Annotated in this window: 25 protein-coding genes and 8 pseudogenes; 15 read left to right on the top strand and 18 right to left on the bottom strand. The window is 67.7% G+C overall.

Annotation, left to right across the window (positions count from 1 at the left end; genetic code table 11):
• Positions 1-20: 20 nt before the first annotated feature.
• Together O5O46_RS15750 and O5O46_RS15755 are read left to right on the top strand one after the other, a co-directional pair.
• Positions 21-1,202 carry an iron-containing alcohol dehydrogenase family protein gene (locus tag O5O46_RS15750; RefSeq protein ID WP_269856045.1) on the top strand — a complete coding sequence of 394 codons (1,182 nt, stop codon included), beginning with the start codon at positions 21-23 and terminating at the stop codon, positions 1,200-1,202.
• 604 nt (positions 1,203-1,806) lie between these two features.
• The gene (locus O5O46_RS15755) at positions 1,807-2,667 is read left to right on the top strand and encodes a PhzF family phenazine biosynthesis protein (RefSeq protein WP_269856046.1); all 861 of its coding nucleotides are present in this window, start codon (positions 1,807-1,809) and stop codon (positions 2,665-2,667) included.
• Between the two features lie 138 nt (positions 2,668-2,805).
• On the opposite strand, the gene O5O46_RS15760 is transcribed toward O5O46_RS15755, so the two are convergent.
• The 6 genes and pseudogenes from O5O46_RS15760 to O5O46_RS15780 form a co-directional block, all read right to left on the bottom strand.
• Positions 2,806-2,970 carry a family 16 glycosylhydrolase gene (locus O5O46_RS15760; RefSeq protein ID WP_269856047.1) on the bottom strand — a complete coding sequence of 55 codons (165 nt, stop codon included), beginning with the start codon at positions 2,968-2,970 and terminating at the stop codon, positions 2,806-2,808.
• Between the two features lie 73 nt (positions 2,971-3,043).
• On the bottom strand, positions 3,044-4,561 hold the full coding sequence (locus tag O5O46_RS15765) for an alpha/beta hydrolase (RefSeq protein ID WP_269856048.1): 1,518 nt from the start codon (positions 4,559-4,561) through the stop codon (positions 3,044-3,046).
• Between the two features lie 160 nt (positions 4,562-4,721).
• Positions 4,722-4,907 (bottom strand): annotated as a pseudogene (locus O5O46_RS15770) (hypothetical protein); the annotation flags it as partial.
• Positions 4,908-4,995: 88 nt separating this feature from the next.
• Positions 4,996-5,200 (bottom strand): annotated as a pseudogene (locus O5O46_RS35515) (hypothetical protein); the annotation flags it as partial.
• A gap of 97 nt (positions 5,201-5,297) precedes the next feature.
• The gene (locus tag O5O46_RS15775; protein ID WP_269856049.1) at positions 5,298-7,871 is read right to left on the bottom strand and encodes a hypothetical protein; all 2,574 of its coding nucleotides are present in this window, start codon (positions 7,869-7,871) and stop codon (positions 5,298-5,300) included.
• A gap of 874 nt (positions 7,872-8,745) precedes the next feature.
• Positions 8,746-9,690, bottom strand: a complete 945-nt coding sequence (locus O5O46_RS15780; protein ID WP_269856050.1) for an AraC family transcriptional regulator — start codon at positions 9,688-9,690, stop codon at positions 8,746-8,748.
• Between the two features lie 111 nt (positions 9,691-9,801).
• Here O5O46_RS15780 and O5O46_RS15785 point away from each other — a divergent pair, with 111 nt between their 5' ends.
• Positions 9,802-10,650: an NmrA family NAD(P)-binding protein gene (locus O5O46_RS15785; protein ID WP_269856051.1), complete on the top strand. Its 849-nt coding sequence runs from the start codon at positions 9,802-9,804 to the stop codon at positions 10,648-10,650.
• Entirely contained in the window at positions 10,647-11,099 is a 453-nt protein-coding gene (locus tag O5O46_RS15790; RefSeq protein ID WP_269856052.1) for a nuclear transport factor 2 family protein, read from the top strand. The genes O5O46_RS15785 and O5O46_RS15790 overlap by 4 nt, the downstream gene beginning before the upstream one ends.
• Positions 11,100-11,390: 291 nt before the next feature.
• Here the strand turns inward: O5O46_RS15790 and O5O46_RS15795 are convergent, their stop codons facing one another.
• Entirely contained in the window at positions 11,391-12,548 is a 1,158-nt protein-coding gene (locus tag O5O46_RS15795; RefSeq protein WP_269856053.1) for an FAD-dependent monooxygenase, read from the bottom strand.
• Between the two features lie 72 nt (positions 12,549-12,620).
• On the opposite strand from O5O46_RS15795, the gene O5O46_RS15800 reads away from it, so the two are divergent.
• Positions 12,621-13,178 carry a TetR/AcrR family transcriptional regulator gene (locus O5O46_RS15800; protein WP_269856054.1) on the top strand — a complete coding sequence of 186 codons (558 nt, stop codon included), beginning with the start codon at positions 12,621-12,623 and terminating at the stop codon, positions 13,176-13,178.
• Between the two features lie 301 nt (positions 13,179-13,479).
• On the opposite strand, the gene O5O46_RS15805 is transcribed toward O5O46_RS15800, so the two are convergent.
• On the bottom strand, positions 13,480-14,445 hold the full coding sequence (locus O5O46_RS15805; RefSeq protein WP_269856055.1) for an alpha/beta hydrolase family protein: 966 nt from the start codon (positions 14,443-14,445) through the stop codon (positions 13,480-13,482).
• 101 nt (positions 14,446-14,546) lie between these two features.
• Here O5O46_RS15805 and O5O46_RS15810 point away from each other — a divergent pair, with 101 nt between their 5' ends.
• Entirely contained in the window at positions 14,547-15,392 is an 846-nt protein-coding gene (locus O5O46_RS15810) for a helix-turn-helix transcriptional regulator (protein WP_269856056.1), read from the top strand.
• A 262-nt stretch (positions 15,393-15,654) separates the two neighbouring features.
• Here O5O46_RS15810 and O5O46_RS35520 read toward each other — a convergent pair whose 3' ends face one another.
• Both O5O46_RS35520 and O5O46_RS35525 read right to left on the bottom strand, forming a co-directional pair.
• Entirely contained in the window at positions 15,655-15,813 is a 159-nt protein-coding gene (locus O5O46_RS35520; protein WP_443072542.1) for a DUF6188 family protein, read from the bottom strand.
• Positions 15,794-16,159: pseudogene (locus O5O46_RS35525) on the bottom strand (DUF6188 family protein); the annotation flags it as partial. The gene O5O46_RS35520 and the pseudogene O5O46_RS35525, both read right to left, overlap by 20 nt.
• Before the next feature lie 176 nt (positions 16,160-16,335).
• Here O5O46_RS35525 and O5O46_RS15815 point away from each other — a divergent pair.
• The 3 genes and pseudogenes from O5O46_RS15815 (at position 16,336) to O5O46_RS15825 (ending at position 18,676) form a co-directional block, all read left to right on the top strand.
• Positions 16,336-17,070: a hypothetical protein gene (locus O5O46_RS15815; protein WP_269856057.1), complete on the top strand. Its 735-nt coding sequence runs from the start codon at positions 16,336-16,338 to the stop codon at positions 17,068-17,070.
• A 591-nt stretch (positions 17,071-17,661) separates the two neighbouring features.
• A pseudogene (locus O5O46_RS15820) lies at positions 17,662-17,928 on the top strand (DUF3291 domain-containing protein); the annotation flags it as partial.
• 103 nt (positions 17,929-18,031) lie between these two features.
• Positions 18,032-18,676, top strand: coding sequence for a dihydrofolate reductase family protein (locus O5O46_RS15825; RefSeq protein ID WP_269856058.1), 645 nt, complete (start codon positions 18,032-18,034; stop codon positions 18,674-18,676).
• Positions 18,677-18,695: 19 nt separating this feature from the next.
• Here O5O46_RS15825 and O5O46_RS15830 read toward each other — a convergent pair.
• The 6 genes and pseudogenes from O5O46_RS15830 to O5O46_RS15855 form a co-directional block, all read right to left on the bottom strand.
• Positions 18,696-18,958: pseudogene (locus O5O46_RS15830) on the bottom strand (IS630 family transposase); the annotation flags it as partial.
• 372 nt (positions 18,959-19,330) lie between these two features.
• A complete protein-coding gene (locus O5O46_RS15835) occupies positions 19,331-19,714 on the bottom strand; it encodes a peptidoglycan-binding domain-containing protein (RefSeq protein WP_269856059.1) in 384 nt (127 codons plus the stop codon).
• 80 nt (positions 19,715-19,794) lie between these two features.
• A complete protein-coding gene (locus O5O46_RS15840) occupies positions 19,795-20,226 on the bottom strand; it encodes a hypothetical protein (protein ID WP_269856060.1) in 432 nt (143 codons plus the stop codon).
• Positions 20,227-20,542: 316 nt separating this feature from the next.
• Positions 20,543-21,163 carry a hypothetical protein gene (locus tag O5O46_RS15845; protein ID WP_269856061.1) on the bottom strand — a complete coding sequence of 207 codons (621 nt, stop codon included), beginning with the start codon at positions 21,161-21,163 and terminating at the stop codon, positions 20,543-20,545.
• Positions 21,164-21,550: 387 nt separating this feature from the next.
• Positions 21,551-21,634 carry a peptidoglycan-binding domain-containing protein gene (locus O5O46_RS35530; RefSeq protein WP_443072546.1) on the bottom strand — a complete coding sequence of 28 codons (84 nt, stop codon included), beginning with the start codon at positions 21,632-21,634 and terminating at the stop codon, positions 21,551-21,553.
• On the bottom strand, positions 21,631-21,885 hold the full coding sequence (locus tag O5O46_RS15855; RefSeq protein WP_269856062.1) for an integrase core domain-containing protein: 255 nt from the start codon (positions 21,883-21,885) through the stop codon (positions 21,631-21,633). The genes O5O46_RS35530 and O5O46_RS15855 overlap by 4 nt, the downstream gene beginning before the upstream one ends.
• Between O5O46_RS15855 and O5O46_RS15860 the strand changes: the two genes are divergently transcribed.
• Positions 21,821-21,961 (top strand): hypothetical protein, encoded by a 141-nt coding sequence (locus O5O46_RS15860; protein WP_269856134.1) that lies wholly within the window; start codon positions 21,821-21,823, stop codon positions 21,959-21,961. The genes O5O46_RS15855 and O5O46_RS15860 overlap by 65 nt on opposite strands.
• Before the next feature lie 245 nt (positions 21,962-22,206).
• Complete coding sequence (locus tag O5O46_RS15865; RefSeq protein WP_269856131.1) at positions 22,207-22,542, top strand: GNAT family N-acetyltransferase; 336 nt, start codon at positions 22,207-22,209, stop codon at positions 22,540-22,542.
• Here O5O46_RS15865 and O5O46_RS15870 read toward each other — a convergent pair.
• Positions 22,526-23,023 carry an Lrp/AsnC family transcriptional regulator gene (locus O5O46_RS15870; protein WP_269856063.1) on the bottom strand — a complete coding sequence of 166 codons (498 nt, stop codon included), beginning with the start codon at positions 23,021-23,023 and terminating at the stop codon, positions 22,526-22,528. The genes O5O46_RS15865 and O5O46_RS15870 overlap by 17 nt on opposite strands.
• Positions 23,024-23,116: 93 nt before the next feature.
• Here O5O46_RS15870 and O5O46_RS15875 point away from each other — a divergent pair, with 93 nt between their 5' ends.
• Positions 23,117-23,587, top strand: a complete 471-nt coding sequence (locus tag O5O46_RS15875) for a rhodanese-like domain-containing protein (protein ID WP_269856064.1) — start codon at positions 23,117-23,119, stop codon at positions 23,585-23,587.
• A pseudogene (locus tag O5O46_RS15880) lies at positions 23,587-23,821 on the top strand (helix-turn-helix domain-containing protein); the annotation flags it as partial. The gene O5O46_RS15875 and the pseudogene O5O46_RS15880, both read left to right, overlap by 1 nt.
• A 68-nt stretch (positions 23,822-23,889) precedes the next feature.
• Here the strand turns inward: O5O46_RS15880 and O5O46_RS15885 are convergent.
• Entirely contained in the window at positions 23,890-24,294 is a 405-nt protein-coding gene (locus tag O5O46_RS15885; RefSeq protein WP_269856135.1) for a hypothetical protein, read from the bottom strand.
• Positions 24,295-24,517: 223 nt separating this feature from the next.
• On the opposite strand from O5O46_RS15885, the pseudogene O5O46_RS15890 reads away from it, so the two are divergent.
• Both O5O46_RS15890 and O5O46_RS15895 read left to right on the top strand, forming a co-directional pair.
• Positions 24,518-25,074 (top strand): annotated as a pseudogene (locus tag O5O46_RS15890) (winged helix-turn-helix domain-containing protein); the annotation flags it as partial.
• Positions 25,075-25,314: 240 nt separating this feature from the next.
• Positions 25,315-25,428: pseudogene (locus tag O5O46_RS15895) on the top strand (IS5/IS1182 family transposase); the annotation flags it as partial.
• Between the last annotated feature and the right edge of the window lie 5 nt (positions 25,429-25,433).

Consider the following 25,433-nt stretch of genomic DNA (forward strand, 5'->3'; position numbering starts at 1 on the left):
CACCACACAGGAGCCGCACCATGTCCGCCCTCTCCTCAGCCGCCGGGGCCTCGTTCACCGTCGACCCGACCTGCGCCACCATCTTCGGGGCCGGCAGCCTCGCTCGGCTGCCCGAACTGATCGCCACCACCGGCCATCGGCGCGCCTTCGTGGTCACCGACCCCGGCCTGGTCGCCGCGGGCATAGCCGAGCGCGTCACCAAGGTCCTGAACGCCGCCGAAGTCGAGTGCGGCCTCTTCGCCGACGTCGCACCCAACCCCTCCACCGGCAACGTCGACGCCGGCGCCGCCGCCGCCCGCGCGTTCGGGCCCGCCGCGGTCGTCGCCCTCGGCGGCGGCTCCAGCCTGGACGCGGCCAAGGGCATCTCGCTGCTGGTCGGCAATCCGCACGCGCGTGCCGCCGACGCCGACGAACTTTGGGACGCCGCTGACGGCCTGCCGCTGATCGCCGTCCCCACCACGGCCGGCACCGGCGCCGAAACCAACGGCTTCGGCGTGATCGAGGACGTTGCCGCGCACCGCAAGGTCTACCTCGGTCACCCCTCCGTACGGCCGCACACCGCCGTACTGGACCCGGAGCTGACGCTCGGCCTGCCGCCGCACGTCACTGCTGCCACCGGGCTGGACGCCCTGGTGCACGGCGTGGAGTCACTCGCTTCCCGCGGCGCCAACGCCGTCTCGGTCGCGTACGCCACCCAGGCGGTGGCCCTGGTCGGCCGCTGGCTCCCGATCGCCTACCGGGACGGCGCCGATCTGGAGGCTCGCGCCCAACTGATGCTCGGCGCGCACTTGGCCGGGCGAGCGCTCACTCTCTCCGGCCTCGGCCTGGTGCACGGCATCGGCCATGCCTTGACCGCCCGCATCGGGACCCCGCACGGCGTGGCGCTGGCCGCGGTCTTCGAGGAGGTCATGGAGTTCAGCGCCGAAGCGGCAGGCACGGCGTACGAGCAGGTGGCCCGAGCACTGCGGGTCCGGCCTGGTGTGCCGGATCCGGCTCCGCGCGACTGGGCGAGCGCGGCGATCGGCGCTGTCCGCGAGATCTCCGGCGAGATCGAGGTGAAGCGTCCGCTGCGCGAACTGGGCGCGACCAGGCAAATGCTGACCTGCGTCGCCGCTGGCGCTGTCGCGGACGCCGTCACCCGCAACGCGCCGAAGCCCGCCACGGAGGCGGAGGTCCAGGAGATCCTCGCATCCGTCTTCTGACGGCGTCTCACCTCGCCACCACGAAGCCGCCGCCCCACCACGCGTCCGCGGGCCGCCGGGGCAGGGCCGCCACGGCCACTGATGGGGCGTCAGCGGCGCTCATCCGCTGGCCACTTCCACGGCTCACCGCCCCTCGGACGGTGGTACAAGTCCTGGCCGCTCCATTACAGGCCACCGGGTGAAGAGAGCCCGCCGCGCAGCCTGACACACCTTCGGGCCGGGCACTCCGCGCGCCCGGTCAGCCGCTTGCCCGATCTGCTCACCCCTGGCCCCAACCGGAAGGCACGGACCCAGAGCAGCGGCCCGGGGCTCGATCGGCAAACGGCGCCGGAGATCTCCGTCGAGGACCGGGGGCCGTGGCCACCGCCGACCCGGCACGTCTGTCAGAGAAGCGCATCTGGTACCTGGCCGCCAACCTGCCCCACCCCTGACGGCCGGGCCTGGCGGCAAGGATTCGGGAACTGAAAAAGCCCACCCACGCCGCGACCGCTTCCTCGTGGCGTACGTCTACCTCGTCATCATGCTCGGTACGGCAGTTCGTGGTGCGCGGTCACATGGAAGGCATTCGGATCAGCCATCGCCTCTCTGCTAGCCTCTCGGTTCCGTGAGTCTCACGGTTACGGTCGTTCACGCATGTCAGCGCGCTGGACGTGGCGGGAGTCCGACCGCGGTTGTCGACGAGGCACCGCTGAGTGCTGCTGAGCGTTGTGCGGTGTCAGCCGCCGCGGGCACATCGCACGCCGTGTTCGTCTCAACCGAGCAGCAGCGACACGGCCGCCCGGCCGTGTCGCTGCGCTTCTTCACCGGAGCTGGGGAGTTGCCCGCCTGCGGGCACGGCACCGTGGCCGCGCTGGCTGTACTCGCCGAACGCGCCCGCACGCCGCAGTACGAGGCCGTGCTGCGATCCGGCGGCCGGAGCTTCCTCGGCCGGGCCACCGGCGGCGGCAACCGGTACGAGGCTGCTTTCGATCCCGGCCCCGTCCAACTGCGCGCCCCGGCCGCGACAGAGAGCCAACTGGTCTTTTCTGCCTTGGGTATTGATTCCGAGGAAGCGTCGGCACAGTGTCGTATCGCCTCGGTGGGGCGGCCGCGGATGCTGGTGCGAGTCGTCGATCGCGAGGCCCTGGCGAATCTGGCACCCGACATGACCCGGCTTCGAGACGCTTGCGACCAGCTGGGACTGCTGGGCTGCTACGTCTACAGCACGCCGTCACCAGACGGACGGGCCACGGCCCGCATGTTCGCACCCTCGATCGGTGTCCCCGAAGACATCGCCAACGCCAACAGCACCGCCTGCCTGGCCGCACACCTCGCCGAAGACGGTCTGTCAGCACTGCACGTCGACATGGGTGACTCGCTCGGCGAGCCCGCCACCATCATCGCCACCACTCGTCCCAGGCCCGCAGGCCCGCTGGTCCGCGTCGGCGGCACGGCGACGATCGTCAAGCGCATCTCCCTCGCCTGATTCCGTATCCGCGGCGCGGACCGCGCGTCCCGTTCCTGCGCCAGCCCCCGCTCGTCGTCCGCACGACAGTTGGACACCGACCGCCGGGCCAGTGGGGCAGCGCGCTGTCGGGGGTTGTGATGTGGACGTAGTCCACGATCAGGGACTGCGAAACTGGGTGTTGCCGTTGGCGTCACCGAGCCAGTAGCCGCCGACGGCGAGGTTCATGATGAGGTAGATGGGATGGTCGAAGACCCACTTGATGCCGTGGGTGTCAGCCGGGGTGCGGGTCTCGTAGGCGTGGCCGTCGACAGAGAAGGTCACGGCGCCCGGCGACCAGTTCCCTCGCAACGTTCGGTACGGCCACGGCCCATCGAGTACGCACGGGGGGAGTCGGTCACGCGCCGCAGCGGTCGGAGACGGGCAGTTTGCCGGTGATGAGGTACCTCGTCTCCGCGGCACGGGCGCACCCGGAGTTGAAGTAGGCCGTGTGTCCCGTGACGTTGGCGACGAGTAGAGCGCTGCCGGTGATCTCGCGGTGCAGACCTTGCGCCCATACCAGCGGTGTCGACGGGTCGTACCGCGTGCTGGCCACCAGGATCGGTGGGGCACCGGTGATCTTCTGCGGCCCCCAAGGATCGGTGGACGGCAGCGGCCAACCCGCGCACAGGTCCGTCATCAGCCAGGCCTCAGAGGAGGCGCCGGTGTGCTGGGACAGGGCGCGGGCCTGCTTCAATCGCGCGGCGGTGTCGGCGTAACCACGCAACTGTGGCGGGAAGTCCATGCAGCCCACTGCCGCATAGGCGTCTTGAGGCTGCCCGACGTCGGAGTTGTCGGCCATCAGTGAGGCGTCGCCGTCCTGTGCCTGGGCGATTGCCGTACCCAACTCCTGCCAGGTGGAGGGGAGCAGCGAACTGGTCGGCCCAAACAGCAGCAGGTTCGGCAGCACCATCTGGATCGCGTCGGCGTTCACCGTCGTCGCACCGCCCTTGGCGTGCGGTGCGGGGATCGGCGTGCGGGCCGCGCGGGCCACCAGTCCGTCCCAGATAGCGGTCACGTCCTGGCCGTGCAGCGCACACGACCTCGACGCCGTGCACCACCGGGCGAACCGGTCGAACACCTCCGACAGCGAGGACGCCTCCTCGTCCAGGAAGGTGGCCGGGGTAACGGCGTGGTCCATCGCACCGTCGAGCACCATCGTCTGAACCTGGTGCGGGAATAGGCGGGCATAAGTCTGGCCGAGGAACGTACCGTACGACACGCCCAGATAGCTGATCTTCCGCTGCCCCAGCGCGGCACGGATCACATCCATGTCACGGGCCGCGCTGACGGTGTCGACGTTGGCGACCAAGCCGGGCGCCGAATGCTTGATGCAGGAGGTGCCGTAGGCCGCGCTCTGTCGCTGGACGGCCGCGAACTGCGCCTTCGAGTCAGGGAAGACCGCTACCTTCGGCGACAGCGCCGCACCGGTGCACGCCACTGCGGTACTGTCCCCGACCCCGCGCGGGTCGAAGCCGATGACGTCGAAGCGCCGCTGCAACTCGGCGGGCAGCACCATCCGCCCCATCTCGGAGATCACCTCGGCACCCGCCCCGCCAGGACCACCCGGGTTGAACAGCAACACCCCCAGCCGATGCTTGGAATCCAGAGCCGACAGCCGGGACAGATGCAGGGAAATGGTCGGCCCATGGGAACGGGCCCACGACAGTGGCACCCGAATGTCCGCGCACTGCGCAGGGCTCGCCCCCGGCCCCGCATCGGCACACTTAGTCCACTTCGGCGCGGCCGCCACGAACGACGGCGTGGACGGCCCGGCCGACTGCACCGCCGCAGCGTTCCCAGACCACGAGCCCAAGCCCACGGCTACCAACAGCAACGGCACGACACCGCGCGCCGTCCAGCGTAATCTCACCATGCGTCAGACAGTACTGGCTCACTATCATCGCGGTGTAGGCCGTGGCGCCGACGTTGGTGCTGATGGCTAGCGCGGGCAAGGCTGGCCACGGATGATGCCCCAGCGAAGTGGGGCAGCCGATCGTGGCTCAGTCCAGAAGCAGTGACGGATCTGCCGTCTCCTACGGTGGGCCGTGGCCGTCGAGGAAGCGAAGCAATACCGCAGCTTCCGCGCGGAGCCGCGCGACTCGACCAGCGTGGGCGGGTGCAGTCAACTGTGCTGCGGCTTCTAGTCGTTCGGTGACCTCGGCTCGCACGATGTCCGCCACACTGCACTCGCTCAGCTCACGCCGCGCCGCTTGGGTAGCGGGCAACTGGCGGCGGTACTGGCTGGCTGGTCAGCCGCAGGCACGCTTGAATGCCTTGCCGAATGCGAACTGCCAACCGTAGTCGACCCAGGCCGGCGGGCCCCGCCTTGCGGTTCGCGTGAATGGCGTTCGCTGGGGCGCCGGGCTGTCGGCTCTCCCATATGAAGGGCACCTCGCCATCCAAGGGCGTTTGGGGCCCAGTTGCGCAGCGTAGGCGAAGAGGTCGTCGCTGAGGTGCTCGACGGTTTCCCAGCAGTCCATCCCAGCGAACCAGCCTTGCCTTCCCGAATCAAGCCCGACCGGCTGCTGCCGCCTGCCTGAGACTGCCTCGGCCCAAGGCGTGTTGACGCCTTGGGCCGAGGCGGCTTGCCCGCCTCAAGCGGTACCACATCACTTGCTCAGCTTGAGCCTCCACAAGCCGCGTCCGTGTGTGGCGGCGACGATGGTGTCGCCCGAGGGGGAGAGGGTCAGGTCCGTCGTGACCGAACTGGGCAGACCGCGGCCGAGCCGCGCCCAACGAGTCGGGTTCCTGACGTCCGCCGTGTAGACGAGGTGGTCGGTGGCCAGGATCAACTGGCCCTTCGCGATGACGAGCGCATCGGCCGGAAGGTCAGGTAGGTTGCCGCTGATGTCCCTCCAGGTACTGCCGCCGTTGAGGGACTCGAAGACGTGCCCGACGCCAGCGCCGGGAATCCACTTCCGCGAGTACGCTCCGTAAACGGCGTAGACGTGAGCCGGGTTGGCCTGTTCGCTCACCAAGCGAGTGAGGTAGCGGTTCGGCAGGTTGGGTGCGGTGATCGTGTGCCAGGTTCCGCCGTAGTTGGTGGCGATGCTGCTTTTGAACCCAGCTCCGCTCTCGGTTGATGGCAGGCAGGGACCACACCAGCCGACGTAGTCAACGCCGTTGTTCGCCTCGACCGCGGTGGTCGAGGCGTTGGCGCCGAGATCGTAGACGTTCTTCCAGTCGCAGCTGGCCGCCGCCTTCGAGCAGACCGTGTCGAAGCCCTTCTGGGTCTCCCAGACATACCGGCCTGATATCACCCATTGGTTGGGGTCGGTTCTGTCTGCCGTGAAGGGGGCGATGAACTGCATGTTCGGATCGCAACCCGCCACCGGCGCGTTGATCTGGCAGCTCGGGCTGATCTCCCGAAATGCCGCGGCCTTGCCATCGGAGCGGCCGCCGTCGGTGGTCACGGCGATGTCGCCGTCAACATATTCAACAGCCGCCCGGTCGGCGTTCCCCGGATCCACGATGACATCGCCGCCATCACCGGCGAACGGCTGGATCACATCATGTGAGTTGCCCCGCACCAGGGTCCCGCCGTTGTCCTGAAGACCGCCCCATAGCGCGGTGCCACCGTTGGGGTCGCGACCCGCGCCGACGTAGAAGTACTGGAGCGTGTGCAAGCCGGCGTTGAGGTCCTTCCAGCCGGCCGTGACGGAGTTGGCGGTCGGCCGGGACCAGACACCGCCGTCGCTGCCCACGTATACCGTGCCGTCGCCACTGATCGCGATGGCGTGCTGGTCCGTGTGGACCGTGGGCGAGCAACCGGTGGCTGTCCCGTAGCAGGGCAGTGTGTAGTTCCAGAACGGCGCGATGGTCTTCCAGGTGGCTCCGCCGTCGCGGGTCTCGTAGATCTCCTCCAGGCCGACGTACGCATGCCGGGGGTCGCGCGGGTCGACCGTGACGTACTGGTTGTACCAGGAGCCGACACCCGGTTCGTAGGAGGATGGAAACCCTTGCGCGGACCCGGACTTGGCGAGGGTGCCCGCGTCCGCGACCAGCGTCCAGGGCCCGTTGGGATCACCGTTGGCCGACTTGTACACGCCCTTGAGCGTGGTCGACTGCAGGGGCGAGGGCCGCTTACCGGAGTAGTAGGCAGGTGACTGGATGACCGCGTACAACGCGCCGCCGTCGGGAGCGTAGGCAAGGCTGGTGCGGCCGATGTCGGAGTTGTCCAGCCCGGCTGGCTGGATCCGCCGGAACGAGCCGGGCGCCCCGCCCTTCGTGGACAGGTACAACCCGTCGAAGGGGGTACCGTCGCGGAACCCGAGCGCGGCCAGCACTGTCCTTCCGTGACTGCCCGGTCGCACAACGACGCTGGAGATGATCGAGGTCCGGGTCGGGTCCTTGTCGGGATTCGGGTCCGGTCTGAGTACCGGCTGCCACGGCTGGTTCGGTCGGCTCGTCAGCGGACGCCGCCACAGGCCGTGGCTGGTGGCCGCGAACAGGTACGGGCCGTTCGCCGTCAACCCGGCCACCTGGGCGTTCAGCAACTCCGACCCGCCGACCCGGTGGAACGTCCGGCCGTGGTCGGCGGAACGGTAGACCCCCTGGCCGGTGTAGTTGTCCGCACTGGTGTTGGCCTCACCGGTGCCGACCCACAGCGAATGGTCGACGGGGTTTACCCACAGTGCGCCGATCGATTCGGTGGACTCGTGCTGGAACTCGGGCGTCCAGGACTTGCCGGCGTCGCTGGATCTCCAGACGCCACCATCGGCGAACCCTGCGTAGACCCACCGTCCGTCAGTGGCGAGTGCGGACGCCCGGCCGGTCACCAGACCCCAGCCCGAGCCGTAGTCGGAGAAGGACGGGTCGGCGTAGCCGGGCGTCTCGCTGTTGGTCGAACCACTGGTCACCTCCGACCAGTTGCCGCCCCGGACCGGCAATCGGTCACCGGCGGCCGCCCCCTTGGCCAGGGCAGCACCGGAGACCGAGGCTGACGGAGCGGTGCGCGCCGCGGCGAACTGGAGGGTCCCGGCGACCGGGTCGTCAGGATCTCCTCCCTCGTCGGCGGGCTGGACGCCGGAAGCCTTGTTGTGGTGCACGTGACGTGCGAGCGCGGAGAGTTGCCGGGTGGCGGATGGGGAGTCAGGTCTTGGGGCCGCAAGCGCGGTTGTGCCGCCGGTGAGAACCGCGGTGACCGCTATGGCAGCCACCAGCAGTCTGGAACGTTGAAGCATCAAATGCCTCCTGGGCATGACGGGACACGCTATGTATCGCGCGGTGCTCCCGCCACCACAGGACGCCGGTGAGCGTAGAGGCTCACTCCATCGCTCGTACAGCCCCAATGTGAGCGTGCGTTACGTCTTCAAGGCGACGAGCCGCTTGCTGGACCGCGGGCGCGCTCCTGGGCAACGCGGTGATGGCCCCGAGCGGGACCGTCAAGTCAGCAGGTATAGCGCCGCGTTATGGGGCTTGGGGGCTACCCAACCTCGGTCCTGATGGTGCATGGTGTGCAATGTCACATCGCATACGGGAAGGAGGTGCTGCGTTCCCAGCGGCACGGCTGGCATCCCTTCCAGCCCACCGTCAGGGCCGATATGGGCTGAACACACCAGGATCGTCAGCCGAGTTCCAAGGCCATGCCATCACGCACTGCAGATGGCCTGATCCGTCGCGATTGCGGCCCCACCTACGCGAACGTCCCGTCCGGGCAGCTCGCTCCCGCCGTGTCAGCCAGGACGGGCCGGTCGTACACGAGGGGCTGCCTGGTGGCTCAAGGCAACGCACGCGACTGACGTGAAGCAGGGTTGCGGGGTCTACGGCGCCACGTTCGGGTTGCGGCCCGCGGCAGTGGAGCTGTCCACGATGGGAATGAGGCCCTGGGGCACGGCGGCGTTGGGCCCACTGGGGTGGGTGGCACCAGGAGCACAGATCGGGCATTTCTGCGTGATCATGGGCAGCGGCAACGCTCGGTGGTTGTGAGTTGAGTTGGCCGGTCAGGCTGCGACGCCGAGTTCCCTGCGGGTCCGGGTGGACGGACTTACGCACGGCAAATCCGCGCTCCCAGGGGGCCAGGGTCGCGTTGAACTCGTCTTGATCAAGACGCTTGAATCAGGGCTTGGGGCGGTGGTGGGTGGTAAGCAGTCGCGTCTTTGGGGGCGTTCGTTCCCTCTGCCGCCAGGTTCCGGGTGGTTCTCCGTGGTGGCGGCGGAAGGCTGCGGCGAATGCGAAGGGCGAACCGTAGCCGACGGTGTCGGCGATCTGGGCCAGGCTGAGATCGTCGGCGCGCAGGTGGTCGCGGGCGAGGGTCATGCGCCATTCGGTCAGGTACTGCATGGGAGCCTGGCCGAGTGCGTCCCGGAACGCCCGCGCGAAGGCGGCTCGGGACAGGCCGCTGATGGCGGCGAGTTCGGGGACCGTCCACGGGTGGGCCGCGTTCTCGTGTATGGCCTGCAGTGCGGCGCCCAGCCGCGGGTCCGCGGATGCCCGGTACCAGCGCGGTGCGGTCGCGCTGCGGCGGAAGTCGCTGCGGATGGCCAGGACGAGGAGTAGGTCCAGGAGGCGGTCCAGGGCGATCTGTTGGGCGAGTTCGTTCCGCACCAGTTCGCGGGAGAGCAAAGTGATCACGTCCCGCAGGGGGTCGTCGTCGGCCGCCGAGAGGGTCATGACCTGGGGGAGTGCGTCGAGCAGTCCGCTGCCGACATCGCCGGAGAACTGGTAGGCGCCGCACAGGAACACGGTGGCCTGCGGGTTGTCCCCGGGTCCCATCTGGGCGTGCCGTGCCCGGAACTCTTCCGGCTCCAGACATTCGGCGCCCGGCTCGTGCCCGATGTAGTGGTTCGGCCCGCCTCGTACCAGCGTGACCGTTCCCGGTATGAGCTCCACGGTGCTGCCGGGGGTGTCCAGCCAGAGGTAGCCCCGGCCGCGGACGACCGTGTGCACCGACAGCTGTATCGAACCGCCCAGCCGCAGTCCCCACGGCGGTTCGGCGACCGTCCGCGCGAACACCGCGCCGGCGGCCCGCGCCCGCACCAGGTAGTCGCTCAGCACGTCCATGGGATCAGCTTGACGAGCACGAGCACCAAGGGTCAAGGGGCGAGAGCTTCACGTAAAAACTCAAGCGAATCACACATGGAATATCTTGCTCCGGGCCTCAAGCATGGAGCCATGAACAACGAAGCCTCCACGGCACTCATCCTCGGCGGCACCGGCCGGACCGGTTCGCTGCTGGCCGACCTGCTCGCCCAGCGAGGAAGCATCACCCGCACCGCGGCGCGTAGCCGAGCGGACATCCGGTTCGACTGGGACGACCCGGCCACCCACACGCCCGCCCTGGCCGGTGTCGACCGCCTCTATCTGGTCACACCCACGATGCGCGTCAGCTACGCCGACCAGGTCGGCGCTTTCCTGGACCTAGCCGAGGCGGCCGGCGTGCGCCACGTCACCTACCTGAGCGTCTACAACGCCGACCAGGCCCCGCCGGAGATCGACATCGCGGCCGTCGAGGCCGATCTGGCTTCCCGGCACAACATCACGCACTCGATCCTGCGCCCCTCGTGGGTGATGCAGAACTTCGCCGACGACCACCTCCCGGTCATCGAAGGAGTGATCACGGCCCCGAGCGCCGGTGGCAGGGAAGCCTTCGTCGACGCGGCTGATATCGCAGCGGTCGCGGCCGAGACGCTGCTGGACCCCGAAACTCACGCCGGCGCCGTCTACTCGCTCACCGGCCCGGAGGCTCTTGCCTTCGGTGACGTCGCGGACACCATCGGCTCCGTGAGTGGCCGTCCCGTCGCCTACCGCGACATCGACCAGGAGATGTGGATCAACGGCGCCCTCGCCGCGGGCGTCCCCGCCGACTACGCGGTGATGATGCGCTGGCTCACCGGCGCCATCATCGCCGGCAACGGCGCCGCGCCCACCGGCGACATCGAGAAGGTCACCGGCAGGCCGGCCACCACCTTCCGCGAGTTCGCCGAGCGCGACGCCCACGCATGGACCTCGGAGGCGAAGTGAGCAAGACCGTCAGCGACGACACTCCCCTGGTCGGGGCGAACAGCCCGTTCTTCCGCATCATCAAGGAGGGGCTGGACGGCCTGGTCGACGGGGAGGACTACTACGACCTGCTGGCCGACGACGTGGTCTTCGAGTACGTGATCACCGTGCCGGGGTACCCCCGGCGGGTCGAGGGACGCCAGAGGATCATCGACCTGTACCGCGACTACGGCGACTACGTGAAGCTGCACGGTGCGGACAACCTCCGCGTGCACCGGGACCGCGAGACCTCGACGGTCGTCCTGGAGTACGAAGTTCACGGCACGTCGGTCCCGACGGGGCGACCTTACGACAACCGCTTCGTCTCCGTCGTGACCATCCAGGACCGCAAGGTGGTGCACTGGCGCGACTACCTGGACCCCATCGCCGTCTTCGACGCACAGGGATGGCCGCAAGATCACCATTCGTAACAACCACCGCACGCGCCGAGGCCACGTCGACCCGCAACGCGCGTTCCGTTGTGTAGCTGTGGATCCCCGGTTGGCGAAACCGGGGATCCGCCCTGATCATTGGTGCACTCCCCGCCTCAATGACACCAACGGAGAACTGGTTTACAACGCACCACCCGCTCCCACAGGTCGTCCGGGACAAGAGCAGCACGCATGCGGACACCCTGCCCACTGTGACCGTCAACGGCGAGGCCCGGAGGTCGACTTGTCCGGGAAGGTGATGGCGCTGACCTGGCGGAGACGTGAATCGGATCAGTTCAACCGTGGTGGGACCCAGGCGTGATGCCGAAGGAGCATGCGCGTTGCGGCGCGCGAGGGCGCCACTCGCATCGCTGTGTTGCGCAGGGCGACGGCCAGTGGGTGGGAGAGCTGCTGGCCCATCTGCCCGGCCTGCCGTGCGGCCCGCGCGACGGCCTGGCTGCGCGGTCGGCGCTCGGCGTCATAGCGGGTGAGCGCGGCCTCAATGGTGGGCTCGTTGGCGAGCGCGGCGGCCAGGGTGACCGCGTCTTCCAGTGCCTGGCAGGCGCCCTGTCCGAGGTTGGGGGTCATCGCGTGTGCCGCGTCGCCGAGCAGGGCGGTTCGGCCGAGCGTGTAGGAAGGGAGCGGCGTGCGGAGTTCGTTGACGTCGTGGTGTAGCACGGCGGTGGGCCGGGTCGCATCGAGTAGGGCGGGAATCGGGCTGTGCCAGGTGTGGAACCGTCTGCGCAGTTCGGCCAGTGGGTCGGCGAACCGCGTCCCGGCGGGCAGGCTGAGGACGGCGTGCCACTCGGCCCGCCCGTCATGGAAGGCTATGTGTCCGAACTCGGCCCCGTGCCCCCAGGTCAGCTCGAAGTCGGTACGCAGGTCGACCGCCTGCTTGGTGATGGCACGCAGCACCGTCGAACCGCTGTAGACCGGGCCGGGGTGGGCTGGGAAGAGGTGGCTGCGCACTTTGCTGCCAATGCCGTCGGCCGCCACAACCAGATCGGCGTCAAGGACCGTGTCGCCGCAACCGACCCGAACCGTCCCGGGGCCGATCTGCTCGACCGGGCCGGCCTCGGAGCCGATCACCAGTGCCTCGGCGGGTAGGGAGTCGCGTAGCAGCCGGTGGAGGGTGGAGCGGGGGATGCCCATGATCGGCGTGCCTACCGCCTTCTCCAGCGCGGAGCCGTCCATCCGGGCCAGCCAGCTGCCGTGAGGCGTGCGGGTGCCGCCACTGTACTGGCCTCGCGAGGCATCCCGTACTGTCTCGCCCACGCCGAGTTCGTCCAGTGCCCGCAGGCCGTTGGCGGCCAGTGAGATGCCGGCCCCCGCGTCCTCAAGCACGGGCGCGCGCTCGACCACCGTCACTTCCCAGCCGATGCGGCGCAGTCCGATCGCGGCGGCCAGCCCGCCGATGCCGCCTCCGACCACCACCGCCGTGTTGCCCATGCCGAAGCCCCCACTTCTTCTACATCTGTAGAAGGCACTCTAGTCGAGTCTCTACAGGTGTAGAAAGGAGCCATGACTTCGGATCGACGGATCCTCCTCGCGGACGCGGCTCTCGACGTACTCGCCGACGTAGGGATCCGTGGGCTGACCCACCGCGCGGTCGACCGCAAAGCGAGCATGCCGCCCGGCACCACGTCGGCCTACTTCCGCACCCGAACCGCACTACTCACCGGACTCGTCACACGCCTGGTCCAACTCGACCAAGCGGAACTGCAAACGATGGCCAACGAGCGTCCCCCCATGCGCACTGCCGAGCAACTGGTGGACGGCATGGCACTGCTCACCCGACAGCGACTCACCGGCGAGGGCCGCCGCCGCTCGCTCGCCCGCTACGCCTGCGCCGTCGAGAGCGTGCGTGACCCAGAGCTGCGCGAGATCCTCGTACCCCGCGAGAACGCCGGCCGTGAGGCCGTCCGACTGTTCCTCGCCGCGCACGGCGTGACGGACGTCGAGGATCGCACCCACATCCTGCTCACCTGCATCGACGGACTAATCTTCGACCGGTTGGTGAGCGGCGGCGATGTACCACGCGAGGCCCTCGAAGGCCTGGTCGCCGCCGCCCTACGTTAGGCCCCGGGGCCGCCACGGACCTGCTCGAACCGGCCCGCAGCCTCGTCCGGTTCCGCCGCCCCACGCCCTCATTCTGAAGCGATCAGTAGGGGACCTCTACGAGTTCCCGGGTGTAGTTGGCGGGAGTCCCTAGGTTCTGTTGGCGGCTCCGTACATGGGCTTGCCTTGCCGCAGTACTTGACGCGTCCCCGAGGCGCCCGGCCGGTTGGAACGATCCGTCCTTGTTCTGACGCGCTTCGTGACTGACTGGCCGCTGCCGACCGGGTGCTTCCCGGGCTCGGTCGGTACGACTGGTGATGGGCTATTTGGTCTGCACGTGGCCGAGCGATGGGTTGCTGCGAATCGCTTCGATGGCTTGCTGCCACGCGGGGTCACCGTCGTAGAGGGCCGACCGCAGGTAGGACCAGGTCATGCGCTGGGTGACCGCCAGCCGTTCGGGGTCCTCGTCGTCGGTCTCGGCGAGACTGTAGCCCATGATGCCGCCGAGGTAATGCTTCGCGCCGGGGAGGGCCAACAGGCCGTCGGCGCCTGGACTGAGGTGGTAGGGCTCGGCGTGCCAGTCGGCGCCGCGGGTGGTGGCGACGGGGTTCCCGTCGTCGTCGCCGTAGACGACCAGGGTCCGCGTGGTCAGGTGCGAGAAGTCGGTTTCCAGCTCGGGATATCGCTCGCGCATGGTGTCGGTCATGCCCTCGGCGCTGCCCGTCGAAGCGAGCAGTACCCCCGCGCTGATGCGGGGGTCACGCAGGTCGAGGATGGTTCCGCTGTCCGGATCGGTCGCACGCGCACCGAGCAGCACACTGACGGTGTTGCCGCCCGCGGAGTGACCGACCACGGCGATGCGTGCCGGGTCGAGCCGTCCGGCGACCACTGACGCTTGGGCCTCGATTGCGTTCAGATCGTCGAGGATGAGCCGCAAGTCGTCGATCCGCGATCGCCAGAACAGCGGGTAGCCGGGGGCGTGCTTGTCCAAGCCGAGCCCGCCGCTGGGGGAACTGAGGTGGGTCGGCTGGATGACGGCGAATCCGTGGCTCGCGTAGAAGTCGACGAGGGGCGAGTAGCCGTCCTTCGACTTCAGATAGTGCGTGCTGCCGCCGCCATGAGACAGGAGCACGATCGGAAGGGCGTCGCCCTGTACGGGCGCGGTGACCCGCAGCTCCAGGGGGAGGCCGCGATCGGGCGCCGGCAGGGTGACGGGGTTGACCGAGACGGTCGGAACTGCTTCCGGAACGGGGATGCGCCGAGCGAGTTGGACGTAATTGTTGGTCATGGACCCACGGTGCGGCCGATCGTCGTGGTCAGCCAGGACTGATCTATCCAGGACCAACCCCGTCCTGGATACGGCCCCGTCCGCGCGCGCATACTGACGACGTGATCGACCGGCCCGGACTCGCCGAATTCCTGCGTCGCCGGCGCGAGGAGCTCTCGCCGTCGCAGGTCGGCCTGCCTGAAACGTCGCGTCGCCGTACCCCCGGCTTGCGGCGTGAAGAAGTCGCCGTGCTGGCCGGCGTATCGAGCGACTTCTACGCGCGACTGGAGCAGGCCCGCGGCTCGGGCCCGTCCGAGCCAGTCGTGGCCGCCCTCGCTCGCGTGCTGCGATGCACCCCCGATGAGAAGGACCACCTCTTCCGCCTCGCCGGCGTGCCCATCCCGCCGCGCCAGGTCGGTCGCCACATCGACCCGGGATTGCTCCAACTCGCCGCACACCTCGATAACCTGCCGACGTTGATCTACAACGACCTCGGAGACGTGCTCTACACCAACGCGCTCGATGACGCTCTAGCCTGCCGTCGCGAGCTTCGGCCTGGGCGTAACAGCAATGTCTATTGGCACTGGTTCACCCGCCAAGGGTCACGTGATCGCATTCCGGAAGCAGATCGGGCACGCCTGTCTGCGGCTCACGTCAGCGACCTTCGCGCCACGTACTCCCGCCGCGCCGAGGACCATCAGATCACCACGCTGGTAAATGACCTCGCCACCCGCAGTGAGGAGTTCCGGACGCTGTGGGACCGGCACGACGTCGCCGTCCGACGCTCGGACCTGAAGGACGTTCAGCACCCCTCGGTCGGGCTGATCCGGCTGCGCTGCCAGGTGCTCGTGACACCCGACGACGGTCTCAGGACGCGAATCCTACTGCCGCTGGAGGGCACCGACGCCGCCGAGAAACTTGAGCTGCTGCGCATGCTCGGCACCCAACAGTCTCGCGAACCAGAGTGAACACGGACAACACCGGTCCAGTCCCATCGGCGAACTCGACTCCTCGCAAGTTCGCTCACCAGAGTCATCGACTGGCAACCCCCCTGAGGCCGTCACTTAGTCGTACGTTCCTTCAACAGCGGTTTGGAGCGGGAATTGGCCGACAAACGGCCGCAGAGCAGATGGCAGATTCTCACTATTTCGCGGTCTGACTACGCGGGTTCTCATTGGCCGCTTAGCCCGACCAGGCGCCGAGGTCTCCTCCCGGCAGGGAGGCGAAGCGTCATCCTCCTGGTCCTGGAACTTGCCACGTTTTGAACGAAACGTCGGCCGGACACGTCAGGTGCGTGCCGCCGTCGAACACCATCCGCAGGGTGCCGGGCTTGAAGGCGACCGCAGACAAGACCGTTTGCCTCGAACAGCGGGAGGGCTGCGGCCACATGCTGAGTCTCCGGTGTCAGAAGCACGCCGGGAGCGGTACGGATCGAACCGCACGAGAGCCGAGCGGGCCCTTCCAGCGCGACGTTCCAGCCCGCGTCGAGGGCCAGCGTCAGTTGGTAGTCAACGGTGATCCTGGTAACACCCTGGCCGCGGAGATTCACAGCCCATCGGTCCTCATGTTCGACCGGCCCCGCTTCAGTGCTCATCATCCCACCATGGTGCGTGTCGTTGCAGGTGCCGAGAACTCTCGGCTCCGATCGTTCCGCCCGGGGCCGGTCAACGGTCCCCAGTGATTCCGCCGGAGCCAGTTCCACTGAGAATCCGCGAGCACTGCTCTCGGTCCACATGGCAAACCGGCAGCTCACGCCAAGATCTACAGACAACTACTACGATGCGACAGGATGGTTGCTGTCCCGTCGCACTGCGGTTGGCAGATTCGCAATCTTCCTCCTTCGCAGTGGCAGATACGCGCTGGATTCGAACGGCTTGACCGGCTGTTCCGGCGAGCTGCTTGGATCTCCGTATGACGGATTGGTCGCAACTCAGCCATGCATACGGCTCCGCGGAAGACATACCGGGACTTCTGGAGCGGATCTCATCGGACCCGAGCGCCGAGCTCTGGAACGATCTTTGGTCAGCTCTGTGCCACCAGAGCAGCGTCTACTCGGCGAGCTTCGCGGCACTGCCCTCTCTGACAGCCATCGCTGAGGAAGAGGACCACAAGGAGCGGCTGAACGCCCTGATGCTGGCAGGCGCGATCATGGCGGGTGCGGAACAACCGCACGGGGCTGGCGACGTTCGAGAGAAGTACGCAGGTGAGGTCGCAGCTCTGCTGCGCGTGGCGAACGAGCACCTGCGCACGCCCACCGACCGTATCGAGTACATCTACCTGCTGGAGGCTGTCTTGGCCTTGGAAGGTGTTCCGGTGTGGAGCCAAGACCTGGCGTGGGGGCTTGTTAACGAGGAGTACGAGGTCTCCTGCCCCGGCTGTGAGACCAGTCTGTTCATCGTTATAGGCGAGTACGGATACTTCTCCACGAGCGGCGACTACGCCGTGGAGGGCAACGTCGACAAGAGGTCTTTGCGCCCTGCGGTTCCCCGGGACTTGAAGGGCATCGGCCGCCGCCTCCACAGTGTTGCGCTCGCCGACGGCCGGGATGACGTCGCCGCGGCGATGACCTACCTCTTCGGCCGTGCGGTCTGCCCCGACTGCGGAACGGACTTCGCAGTGGCCGACCAGGTCGCCGCCAGAGTTTGAACCGCCGGGGTCGCCGACTCCGGCGGAAGGCCGCTGCCACGTTCAGCCATCGGATGCTTTCTGCGGAAGCCATGTCGTTTGAGAACGACGGAGGCCAGAGTTCTCAAACGACATGGCCGCCTCGCCGGCTGGCTGCTCACCAACTGCTGGAGGTGGTGGGACAGGACATTTGCGCTGACGCCGGTGCAGGCCAGTTGTGCTTTGACAGCGAACCCAGTCGCTGCGTCATCCAACCCGGTCGACGCCGCTGGCGTCGCCTGGGCACACCAGCTTGAGCGGAGCTGTCGATGCTGCTCCTCCGCAGTTGCGGTGCCGACGTGGAGTTCCACGCCGGCAGGCAGCTCTACCGGCCCCAGCCCCCGCAATGACCGTTGCAAGAGGCCACTTGGAGAGGGGAACGCAACTTCGACATGACCCGCAAAGGCAGCTACCTTCACCTGCTCTTCGGCGATCGCCCACGGTGGCATAGGAGTTCGTTCAGGCTGAGCTACCCGCGATGGGATGAGTTGGTCATGCCCGACGATTCCTCGCCCTCATGCGTAAGCCACCGAGCCGGGTCCACACCAGGCACCCTCAAACAGGGAGAGACGCATGCCCCATCTTGCTCTGCACACATTCGGTGTCCTGAAGTCACCTCTCGCCGGTCCCGCACCTCTTACGCGGGAGTTCCACGTCAGCGGCGAGGCCATCTACCGGAAGATCAGCCAACACCCCGGATATCTCGCGCATGCTGAAGCCGCAGACGGCGTCCGGGGCGCACACTTCGACTTGGACTGGGGTGCATGGGGAGAGTTCGCCGTGCCGACCTGGTATGGCAAGGGCCATACGGTGGAAACCACCGCCCTGGCCGCGACCTTGGGAAATGTAGTGGGGCGCTGTCGATCCGGCCACGTCTCGTTCGACGCCATGGTGTGGGGCGCCTTGCCACACGATGACGTGACGGGACCTGACGAGGGAACACGTGGATCAACTGCTGAGAGTCATGAACTTCAACGTCTCGAGTGACGGAATCGGTGCCGGTGAGCACCAGAGTCTCGAGCGGCCGTTCGGCCACGACCATCCCGAGAGGCTGTTCGCTTGGGCCGGAGCCACGGCGAGCTGGCCCATGCGCACGGATCCCGGTGGGAGCCGGGGCCTCGACGACTACTTCACGCGGGACTTCGCACGCAACATCGGTGCCGAGATCATGGGCCGCAACAAGTTCGGGCCACAGCGCGGGCCGTGGCAGGACCATGACTGGCGCGGCTGGTGGGGAGAGGAGCCCCCGTTCCGCACGCCGGTGTTCGTCATGACCCACCACATGCGTCCGTCGTTCACACTCTGCGACACCACGTTCCATTTCGTCGACGGCGACCCGGCCACGGTCCTCGAACGGGCGCGGGGAGCGGCGCAGGGCAAGGACGTCCGGCTTGGCGGCGGGACCACCACCATCCGGCAGTTCCTTGATGCCGGCCTCATCGACACCATGCATGTGGCGGTCTCGCCGGTAAAGCTCGGGTCGGGACTACGGCTGTGGGAGTCCCCCGATGAGTTGCTCGACCGGTTCCACCGGGAGGTCGTGCCCAGCCCGAGCGGCGTGACGCACCACTTGTTCTGGCGAAGGTGACGCGAGGACCCCCTCGAGTTCAGGCTGCGACGGCGAGGGGGCGTCCGCCCCAGCGGAGGCCCTTCTCGCTGCGGATGTGGGCGTGTTCCTTGCGTTGGGCGGCGGGGTACGTCGGGGTGGCGGGCGTTGGCGTTGCGCCAGTGCAAGTAGCGGTGCAGGGCCGGGCTGCACCGGGTGGCTGCGCTGGTTGGAGTTGGCCGGGGTGAACTGGCGCAGCCGACCGAAGTGGGCCTTGACCGGGTTGGCCCAGGAGGCGTAGGTCGGCGTGAAGCACGGACGGACATGGCAGACAAGGAAACCCCGGCTGTCGAGCCGGTCGAGGACAAGCTGGTGGACGAGGTCGTCGAGCGGTTGATGGACCGTGCCGACGCCCGTAGTCGGTGGTGACGGGCGTCGTTGACGTCATATGCGAGACGTCAACTCCCTTGTGTCAACGGTGGTTTTCAGGACTCTCGGCGCCGGTCGTCGATGATGTGGCGGACGAAGGCGAGGTGATCCGGGTCGTGGCCCGGACTCGGGATGTTCGGGTGCCTCCACATCAGGCGGAGCTGCTCGGCCGGCTGCCCCGGTGGTTCGGCGCCCGGTCAACTGAGTTCGCGGTTGGCCGATGGCCGTGGCGGCTGTCTGGGCAGCCGCCACCGCTCGGACCGGGATTCAGCAGCCGGAGGGACCTTCGCAGCGCAGTGCGCCCCAGGTCTTGACGCCGACCTTGCCGTCGGGGTCCAGTCCCAGATCATGTTGAAAGCCCCTGACGACGTCACGGGTGTGCTGCCCGAAGATGCCGTCTATCTCGGAGGGGTCCATCAAGTCCCATTTGGACAGCAGGCATTGCACCTGGCGGACGCGCGGGCCGCGGTCACCGTACTCGGTCAGCCCGGTGCCGTAGTAGTAGGTGCAACCGAAGTTGTTCCTCGGCGCGTGAGCACGGGCCCCGGAGTGGGGCTGGGCGATGGCGGGGGCGGAGGTGGCGAGCACGCTCGCGGCCACGATGGCCGCGCTCGCCAGCAGGGCGGGCAGGGATGAGATTCGACGCTTCACGAGGACGCTCCTTGTGATGTGCGGGTGAGTTGGTGCGGTGTTCCGCCCTTCCCTCGCAAGGGCGGAACACCGAATGCGGATCAGTAGTGGTAGGTCCAGGCCTTCGCGTACATGGTGTGCTTCTTGCCGTGGATGGTGAGGCGCAGGTAGTACGCCTCGCCCGCCCGTAATTTCTCGGCCACGTCGAGCCGGTACTGCTGGCCGTTGTTGCAGTAGCCCTCGTTGACGCCCGCTGTCTTCACGACGTGCTTGTCTCGCGTGCGGACGATCTGGGCCTTGATCGTGGCGCCGTCGTGGCCGTAGCAGCCGAAGTTGACCTCGAGGTTGTTGACGTCCGGAACGAAGTCCGGGGTCGGCCAGTAGGACTGCGCTTCGTGGGTGCTGTCGCTCCACAGGAGGTGCCAGCCGGCGGCGGGCGCGTTCGGTGCGGCCTGGGCTGGGGCACCGATGGCAAGGCCGGTGCCGAGGGCGAGAGTGGCGGCCGCCGCGGCGATGCCCTTGCGATGGATCATGGTGTGCTCCTTCAGTGTGGATGAGGACGGTGCGGGGTGGACTGGTGTGCGGTCCTAACCGCTCAGTGATGGAAGAAGCTGGCGCCGGACGCCCTGTGCCGACGGTGCGCTCGGCACCTCTCCCCCGTCTGAGTGCCCGGCGCCAGCCACGCATCGAGATTCAGGGGGCCGCGCGTTGTTGCGCAGCCCTGTACCGCCGCATGCAACAAAAATCCCCGGCAACCGATCGCGGGAGGCAGCGAGGTGAGACTCCCTGCTCACGAGGCACTGCAGCTGGCATGGGGCGGTGCGTAGGTTGTCGACCGCGGACAGCGGCCTACGGCTTCCAGACCGTGCACCCGTTGAGACGCGGAAGCCTGGGGACGTTGGCGCAGGAACGGAACTCCCGCCCATGGACCCAGTTCACCGCCCAGGTCCAACGATCGTGCGCGCCCTGGCTGCCGTCGACCCAGTAGGGGCCGCACTGGTGCCAGTTGTGCTTGCCGTCGTCGGACCAGTCCAGCCAGACGACGCTGTTCTTGGGGGCCCGCCAGACGTGGGCCCAGTAAACCGTGCCGTACTTGCTGTCGTGGCCGTACTCGAGGCGGCTCCAGGCGGTGTCACCAATGGGTTTCGAGGTCGCCAGGTGCCGGTTGGTGGTCCCGTTGACGTTGATGGGCGGGGTGGGCCCGCAGCTGCCGTTGATAACGCCGTCGGGCCGGGCGGCGGATGCATGGGCCGGGGCGCCCACCCCGGCTGCCCCGCTGAATGGCCTGACGGCGCCGGCAGTTGCGTTCGCGACGGCAACCCTGGTCGGCGCAGCGGCTGTCGCGCCCGATAACGCCGCGACGGCCGGACCGGCCGCTGTCGCCTGGGCGGGCGCTGTCAGGCCCAGGGCTGAAAGCCCTGCGAGGGTCGTGGTGGCTGCGAGCGCGGTCATGCACTTGCGGACGTTCATAACTCGGTCATCCTTCCCTTGTGGTGAGTCTGCGCGGTTTACCGTCGAGCCCTGGCTTGCGAAGACCACGGTGCACGGCAGTTGCCAGGAGAACGAGAGGTGTTCGGCCAGTTGGTGATTTCTCGGGACGTCCCACCTTCTGAACTGCCGCCACGCGGCATGGCGTGACGCTGTTGCGGGACGGTTAAGGCATGACCCTCGTGATTCGCCGTTTCGACCTTGGATCTTGGGCGGCGCCATCGTCGTCGTCCCGACGGCCGAGCTCGGGGTAAACCACGGGTTGATTCCGGCGGCGGCCTACCGTCCCGGTTTACGGGACAACTTCTCCGGTGGTCCTCAAGCCTGTCGCTGACCTGTATTTCTTCAGCTTTTGGAACGACCTCTGGGTCAGTTGCCGTGCAGGGCCTTCCAGGTCCGGGGGCCAACTATGCCGTCGGCATGCAGGTGGCGCTTGGCCTGGAAGGCCCTCACCGCCTGCTCGGTGGCCGGGCCGAAGTCGCCGTCGACGTTGGCATGTGCGCGGATGGCTGGGGCGGTCCCAGCAGCGGCGGCCGACGCGACGTCGGGGTCGTCGCTTGCAGGGCGCGGTGAGGCCTTCCGGTGTTGTAGTGGCGGGCGTACTCGGCGAGTACGCGTCGCAGGTGCTGCTCGTTGTAGATGAGTAGCCGATCGGTGCACTCGGCACGCACGGTGCGTATGAACCTCTCCGCGTGTGCGTTCATCCGCGGAGTCTGCGGAGCACTCTTCAAGGTCTCGATGCCGTCGGCGGTGGAGACCGCGTCGAAGGTCTGGGTGTAGCGGCTGTCGCGGTCGTGCAGAAGGTAGCGGAAGCCGGCGGCGCGGTCGCCTGGGTGTACTGACCGGGGACGTTGATTGAGTGGGTCCCGGACCGGGCGGTGGTTCGCGCGTGGCCTTCGGCATATGCCGACCGGGGTTGAGGTGTGTCGCGTTTCTGTGCCGGGTGCTGTCCACGGACTGAGTGGACTGCTCGCCGCTCACGCCGCGTATGAGAAGGCGTCCTTGAGGGTTCCGTCGCGGAGGTCCTGGATCGTCTTGACCAGGCGTGCGCTGCTGGCCGTGTCGAGGTCTTCGTCGCGTTCGATGGCGACGATGCGCTGGGCTATGCCTCGCTGACGACGGACCTTGCGACGTGGAGTGGTCGCGAGTTCGGGCACCTTGACTGCTTGTTCGTTCGTGAGGGCGATCGGGGTCGCCATGTCGGGCGCCTGCTCGTCGACACTGTGGCGGATCGGTGCCGCCTGCGGGGTTTGAGGGAGCTGCAGTGGCAGACACCGGTGTGGAACGAGGACGCGATCCGTATCTACCAGCGCCTCGGCGCAATAGACGCGACGAAGGCGCGGTTCACCTGGGGCCTGTGAGCGGCCCCGCCTCGGAAGGGGCACGGGCCGGAGTGATGGGCCGGGTCGGCAGCGGGCTGGAGTAAACGACGCTCGTGGTGATCGAGCCCAGGGTGGCCAGTCGACCCGTGATGCGTTCCAGGTCGCGCATGCCCCGCGCGAGGACCTTGAAGATGAAGCAGTCGTCGCCGGTGACGTGGTGCGCCTCGATGACCTCAGGGGTCGTGTCGATCAGGTCGTGCAGGGGCTTGTAGTTCCCCGAGGGGTAGGCGAGGCGGACGAACGCGGTGATCGTGTAGCCGAGGACCTCGGCGTCGAGGGTCGCGGTGTACCCGGTGATGACACCGGCGTCTGTCAGGCGACGGAGCCGGTCGCTGGTAGCCGACGGCGACATCGTGACCGCGCGAGCGAGGTCGGCGATGCTCACACGACCGTCCCGCTGCAGCTCAGCAATCAGCGTCTCATCGGTGATATCGAGGCTGACCCGTTCGTTGTTCGGCATGAGGCCCAGACTACCGGCGGATCAACGGCGGATCGAGTCTCGTGCCGCTGGTTACCGGTTCCCTCGGGACGTGGGAAGCGGTCGAATAGAGCCATGAACGAGAACGCCACGGCAGACCAGCCCGCCACCGTCGCCGGCACAGGCCCGCGCGAGACAGCGGGTGCCATCGCCCACTTCAGCGCCAAGCTGGCCTACGAGACCGACCCGTCCGACCTTGCCGCCCTCCGAGCGGGGGCCGAGCCGCCCATCATCGTGGACACCCGGTCACGGGAGTCCTGGGACCAGGGCCACATCCCCGGGGCCATTCACCTGCCCGGCAACCAGATCCCGACGCGAGCAGCGCAGTTGCTTCCCGACCCATCGGCCGACATCGTCGTGTATTGCTGGGGCCCGGGCTGCAACGGCTCCACCCGCGCGGCGCTGGCGCTGTCACGGCTGGGCTACACGCGCGTGCGCGAGCTGATCGGCGGGTTCGAGTACTGGGCACGCGAAGGCATGTCCATCCGCACAAGCTCGGGACGCACCCGCCGTCCCGTGGACGACCTCACCGCCCCTATCCGCTGATGTTGGTGTCTCACCCCAACGCGGCACCCAGCCCACGCCACCGCCTGAAAGTTGTCCGTCTCGTCGTCGAGGACGGATGGCCGATCAGCGAGGTCGCGGCCCGCATTTTAGGTGTCCTGGCCCAGCGTGAAGCGGTGGGTCGACCGCCACCTCGCCGGCGAACCCATGACAGATCGCTTCTCCCGCCCCAGGACCTCTCCGACCAAGTCCGCGGCGAGCAGGCCGGAGGCCTGTTCAGAGGCTCTGCGTGACTTCTGGACCCTACAGGGCGGGCGGTGCGTTGGCGGTCGGCGACTGGGCGGTCACGGAGCCCTCCCGGGGATCGTGCCACCGTGCCCTTCACAGTGGTGCAACTGGGCCAGGGCCTGCCGCAGCCGGTCCGCCGAGATCCCACCGTGGTGCAGCGCGTCGTACACCGAACTGTGCCGCCGGAGGACCTCCGGCTCCAGCGGCAATTCGACCGACGTCTGCACCGGACCGGCGGTGCACAGCATCGCATCAGCGAGTTCGAACAGCGCATCGCCCGGACGGTACAGACAAGTGCGCGACTGGCCTCGGAACGCTGCCAGTTCGCGCAGGGCATCGACACCGGGCCGTGGGAGAAGGAAGAGTTGCACCGCGGCCCTTGCCTGATCAACTGTCAACTCGTGGTGACAAGACATGATCACGCATAGGCCGCCCCGCTGTCCCAAGAACCGCGGATCCATCCTGCTCCCGACCAGCCCATGTCGCTTGGAGTGACCGGGAACTCAAAATGCAAGGAACCTGAACGTGTTGCGGGCGGCGAGCTTGATCACGGGGTTGATCCCCTCGCTCTTGGCGTTGCTGTGCCCGGTGTGGATGAACACCTAGATCTCGGGCCACTACTGAGCTTGTAGTTGTGCTGTCGTAGGGGCTGGCAGTTGGTGATCGTCGCGGTACGTCTGGATGATGAGGTATCCGCAGGGTGGTGGTCTGACCGATGAACGGCGTGCGTTTCGCGAGCAGATCCGTATGGAAGCTTCGGAGATGTTCGCTCTGGGGCAGAGTAATGACGTGATCGCGAAGCGATTACGGGTCAGCGTGCGATCGGTGCAGCGGTGGCGTCCGGCGTGGAATGATGGTGGACCACCGGGTCTGCGTTCTGCGGGATCGCCTGGTCGGCCGAAGCTGAGCAAGGCCCTGTTCTGCAAGCTGGAGCGGGAGTTGGCCAAGGGACCGGTCGCTCATGGCTGGCCGGACCGGACCTGGACCCTGGAGCGGATCAAGACGGTCATCGGGCGGCGGTTCCACAAGAGCATCACCCTGTCGGGCATCGCGCAGATGCTGCGGCGCCACGGGTGGAGCCACCAAGTCCCCGCCCGCCGCGCGTTGGAGCGTGACGAGCAGGCGGTCACCGGCTGGGTGAAGGAGACGTGGCCGTAGGTGGAAAGGCTGCGGCGGCGCGCGGGGCCTGGCTGGTCTTCGAAGACGAAGCCGGATTCTCGATGACGCCGCCGACCTGCCGCGAGGAACTTCCATCGGCCAGCCGCTCGACCGAAGCGACGGCCAGACCGTCCAGGTCGAGCGGCAACGTCGTAGAGTTGTCCAAGCCCGTGGTCCCCGATGATCAAGCTGCGTAGAAAACAGGCATGATGGCCCCGGGCGTCTTGCGTCCGGGGTGCCGCGCCGTCCCAGCAAGAGTCTCGTCGAGGGTGACGACACGTCAGGCTTTCGGTGCTACCACGCCGTTCAAGTTCGAAGGCCCCGATTACGAGACGCTTCCCGCCAGTTCCGAGGCCATGATTCACATCGCTTCGATCGATAACCTCACTAAGCGCATAACGGTCCAGACCGCACCCACCTGGCGAGGCGCCTACTAGGCACA

Source organism: Streptomyces sp. RPT161 (assembly GCF_027533845.1).
Lineage (GTDB): Bacteria > Actinomycetota > Actinomycetes > Streptomycetales > Streptomycetaceae > Streptantibioticus_A > Streptantibioticus_A silvisoli_A.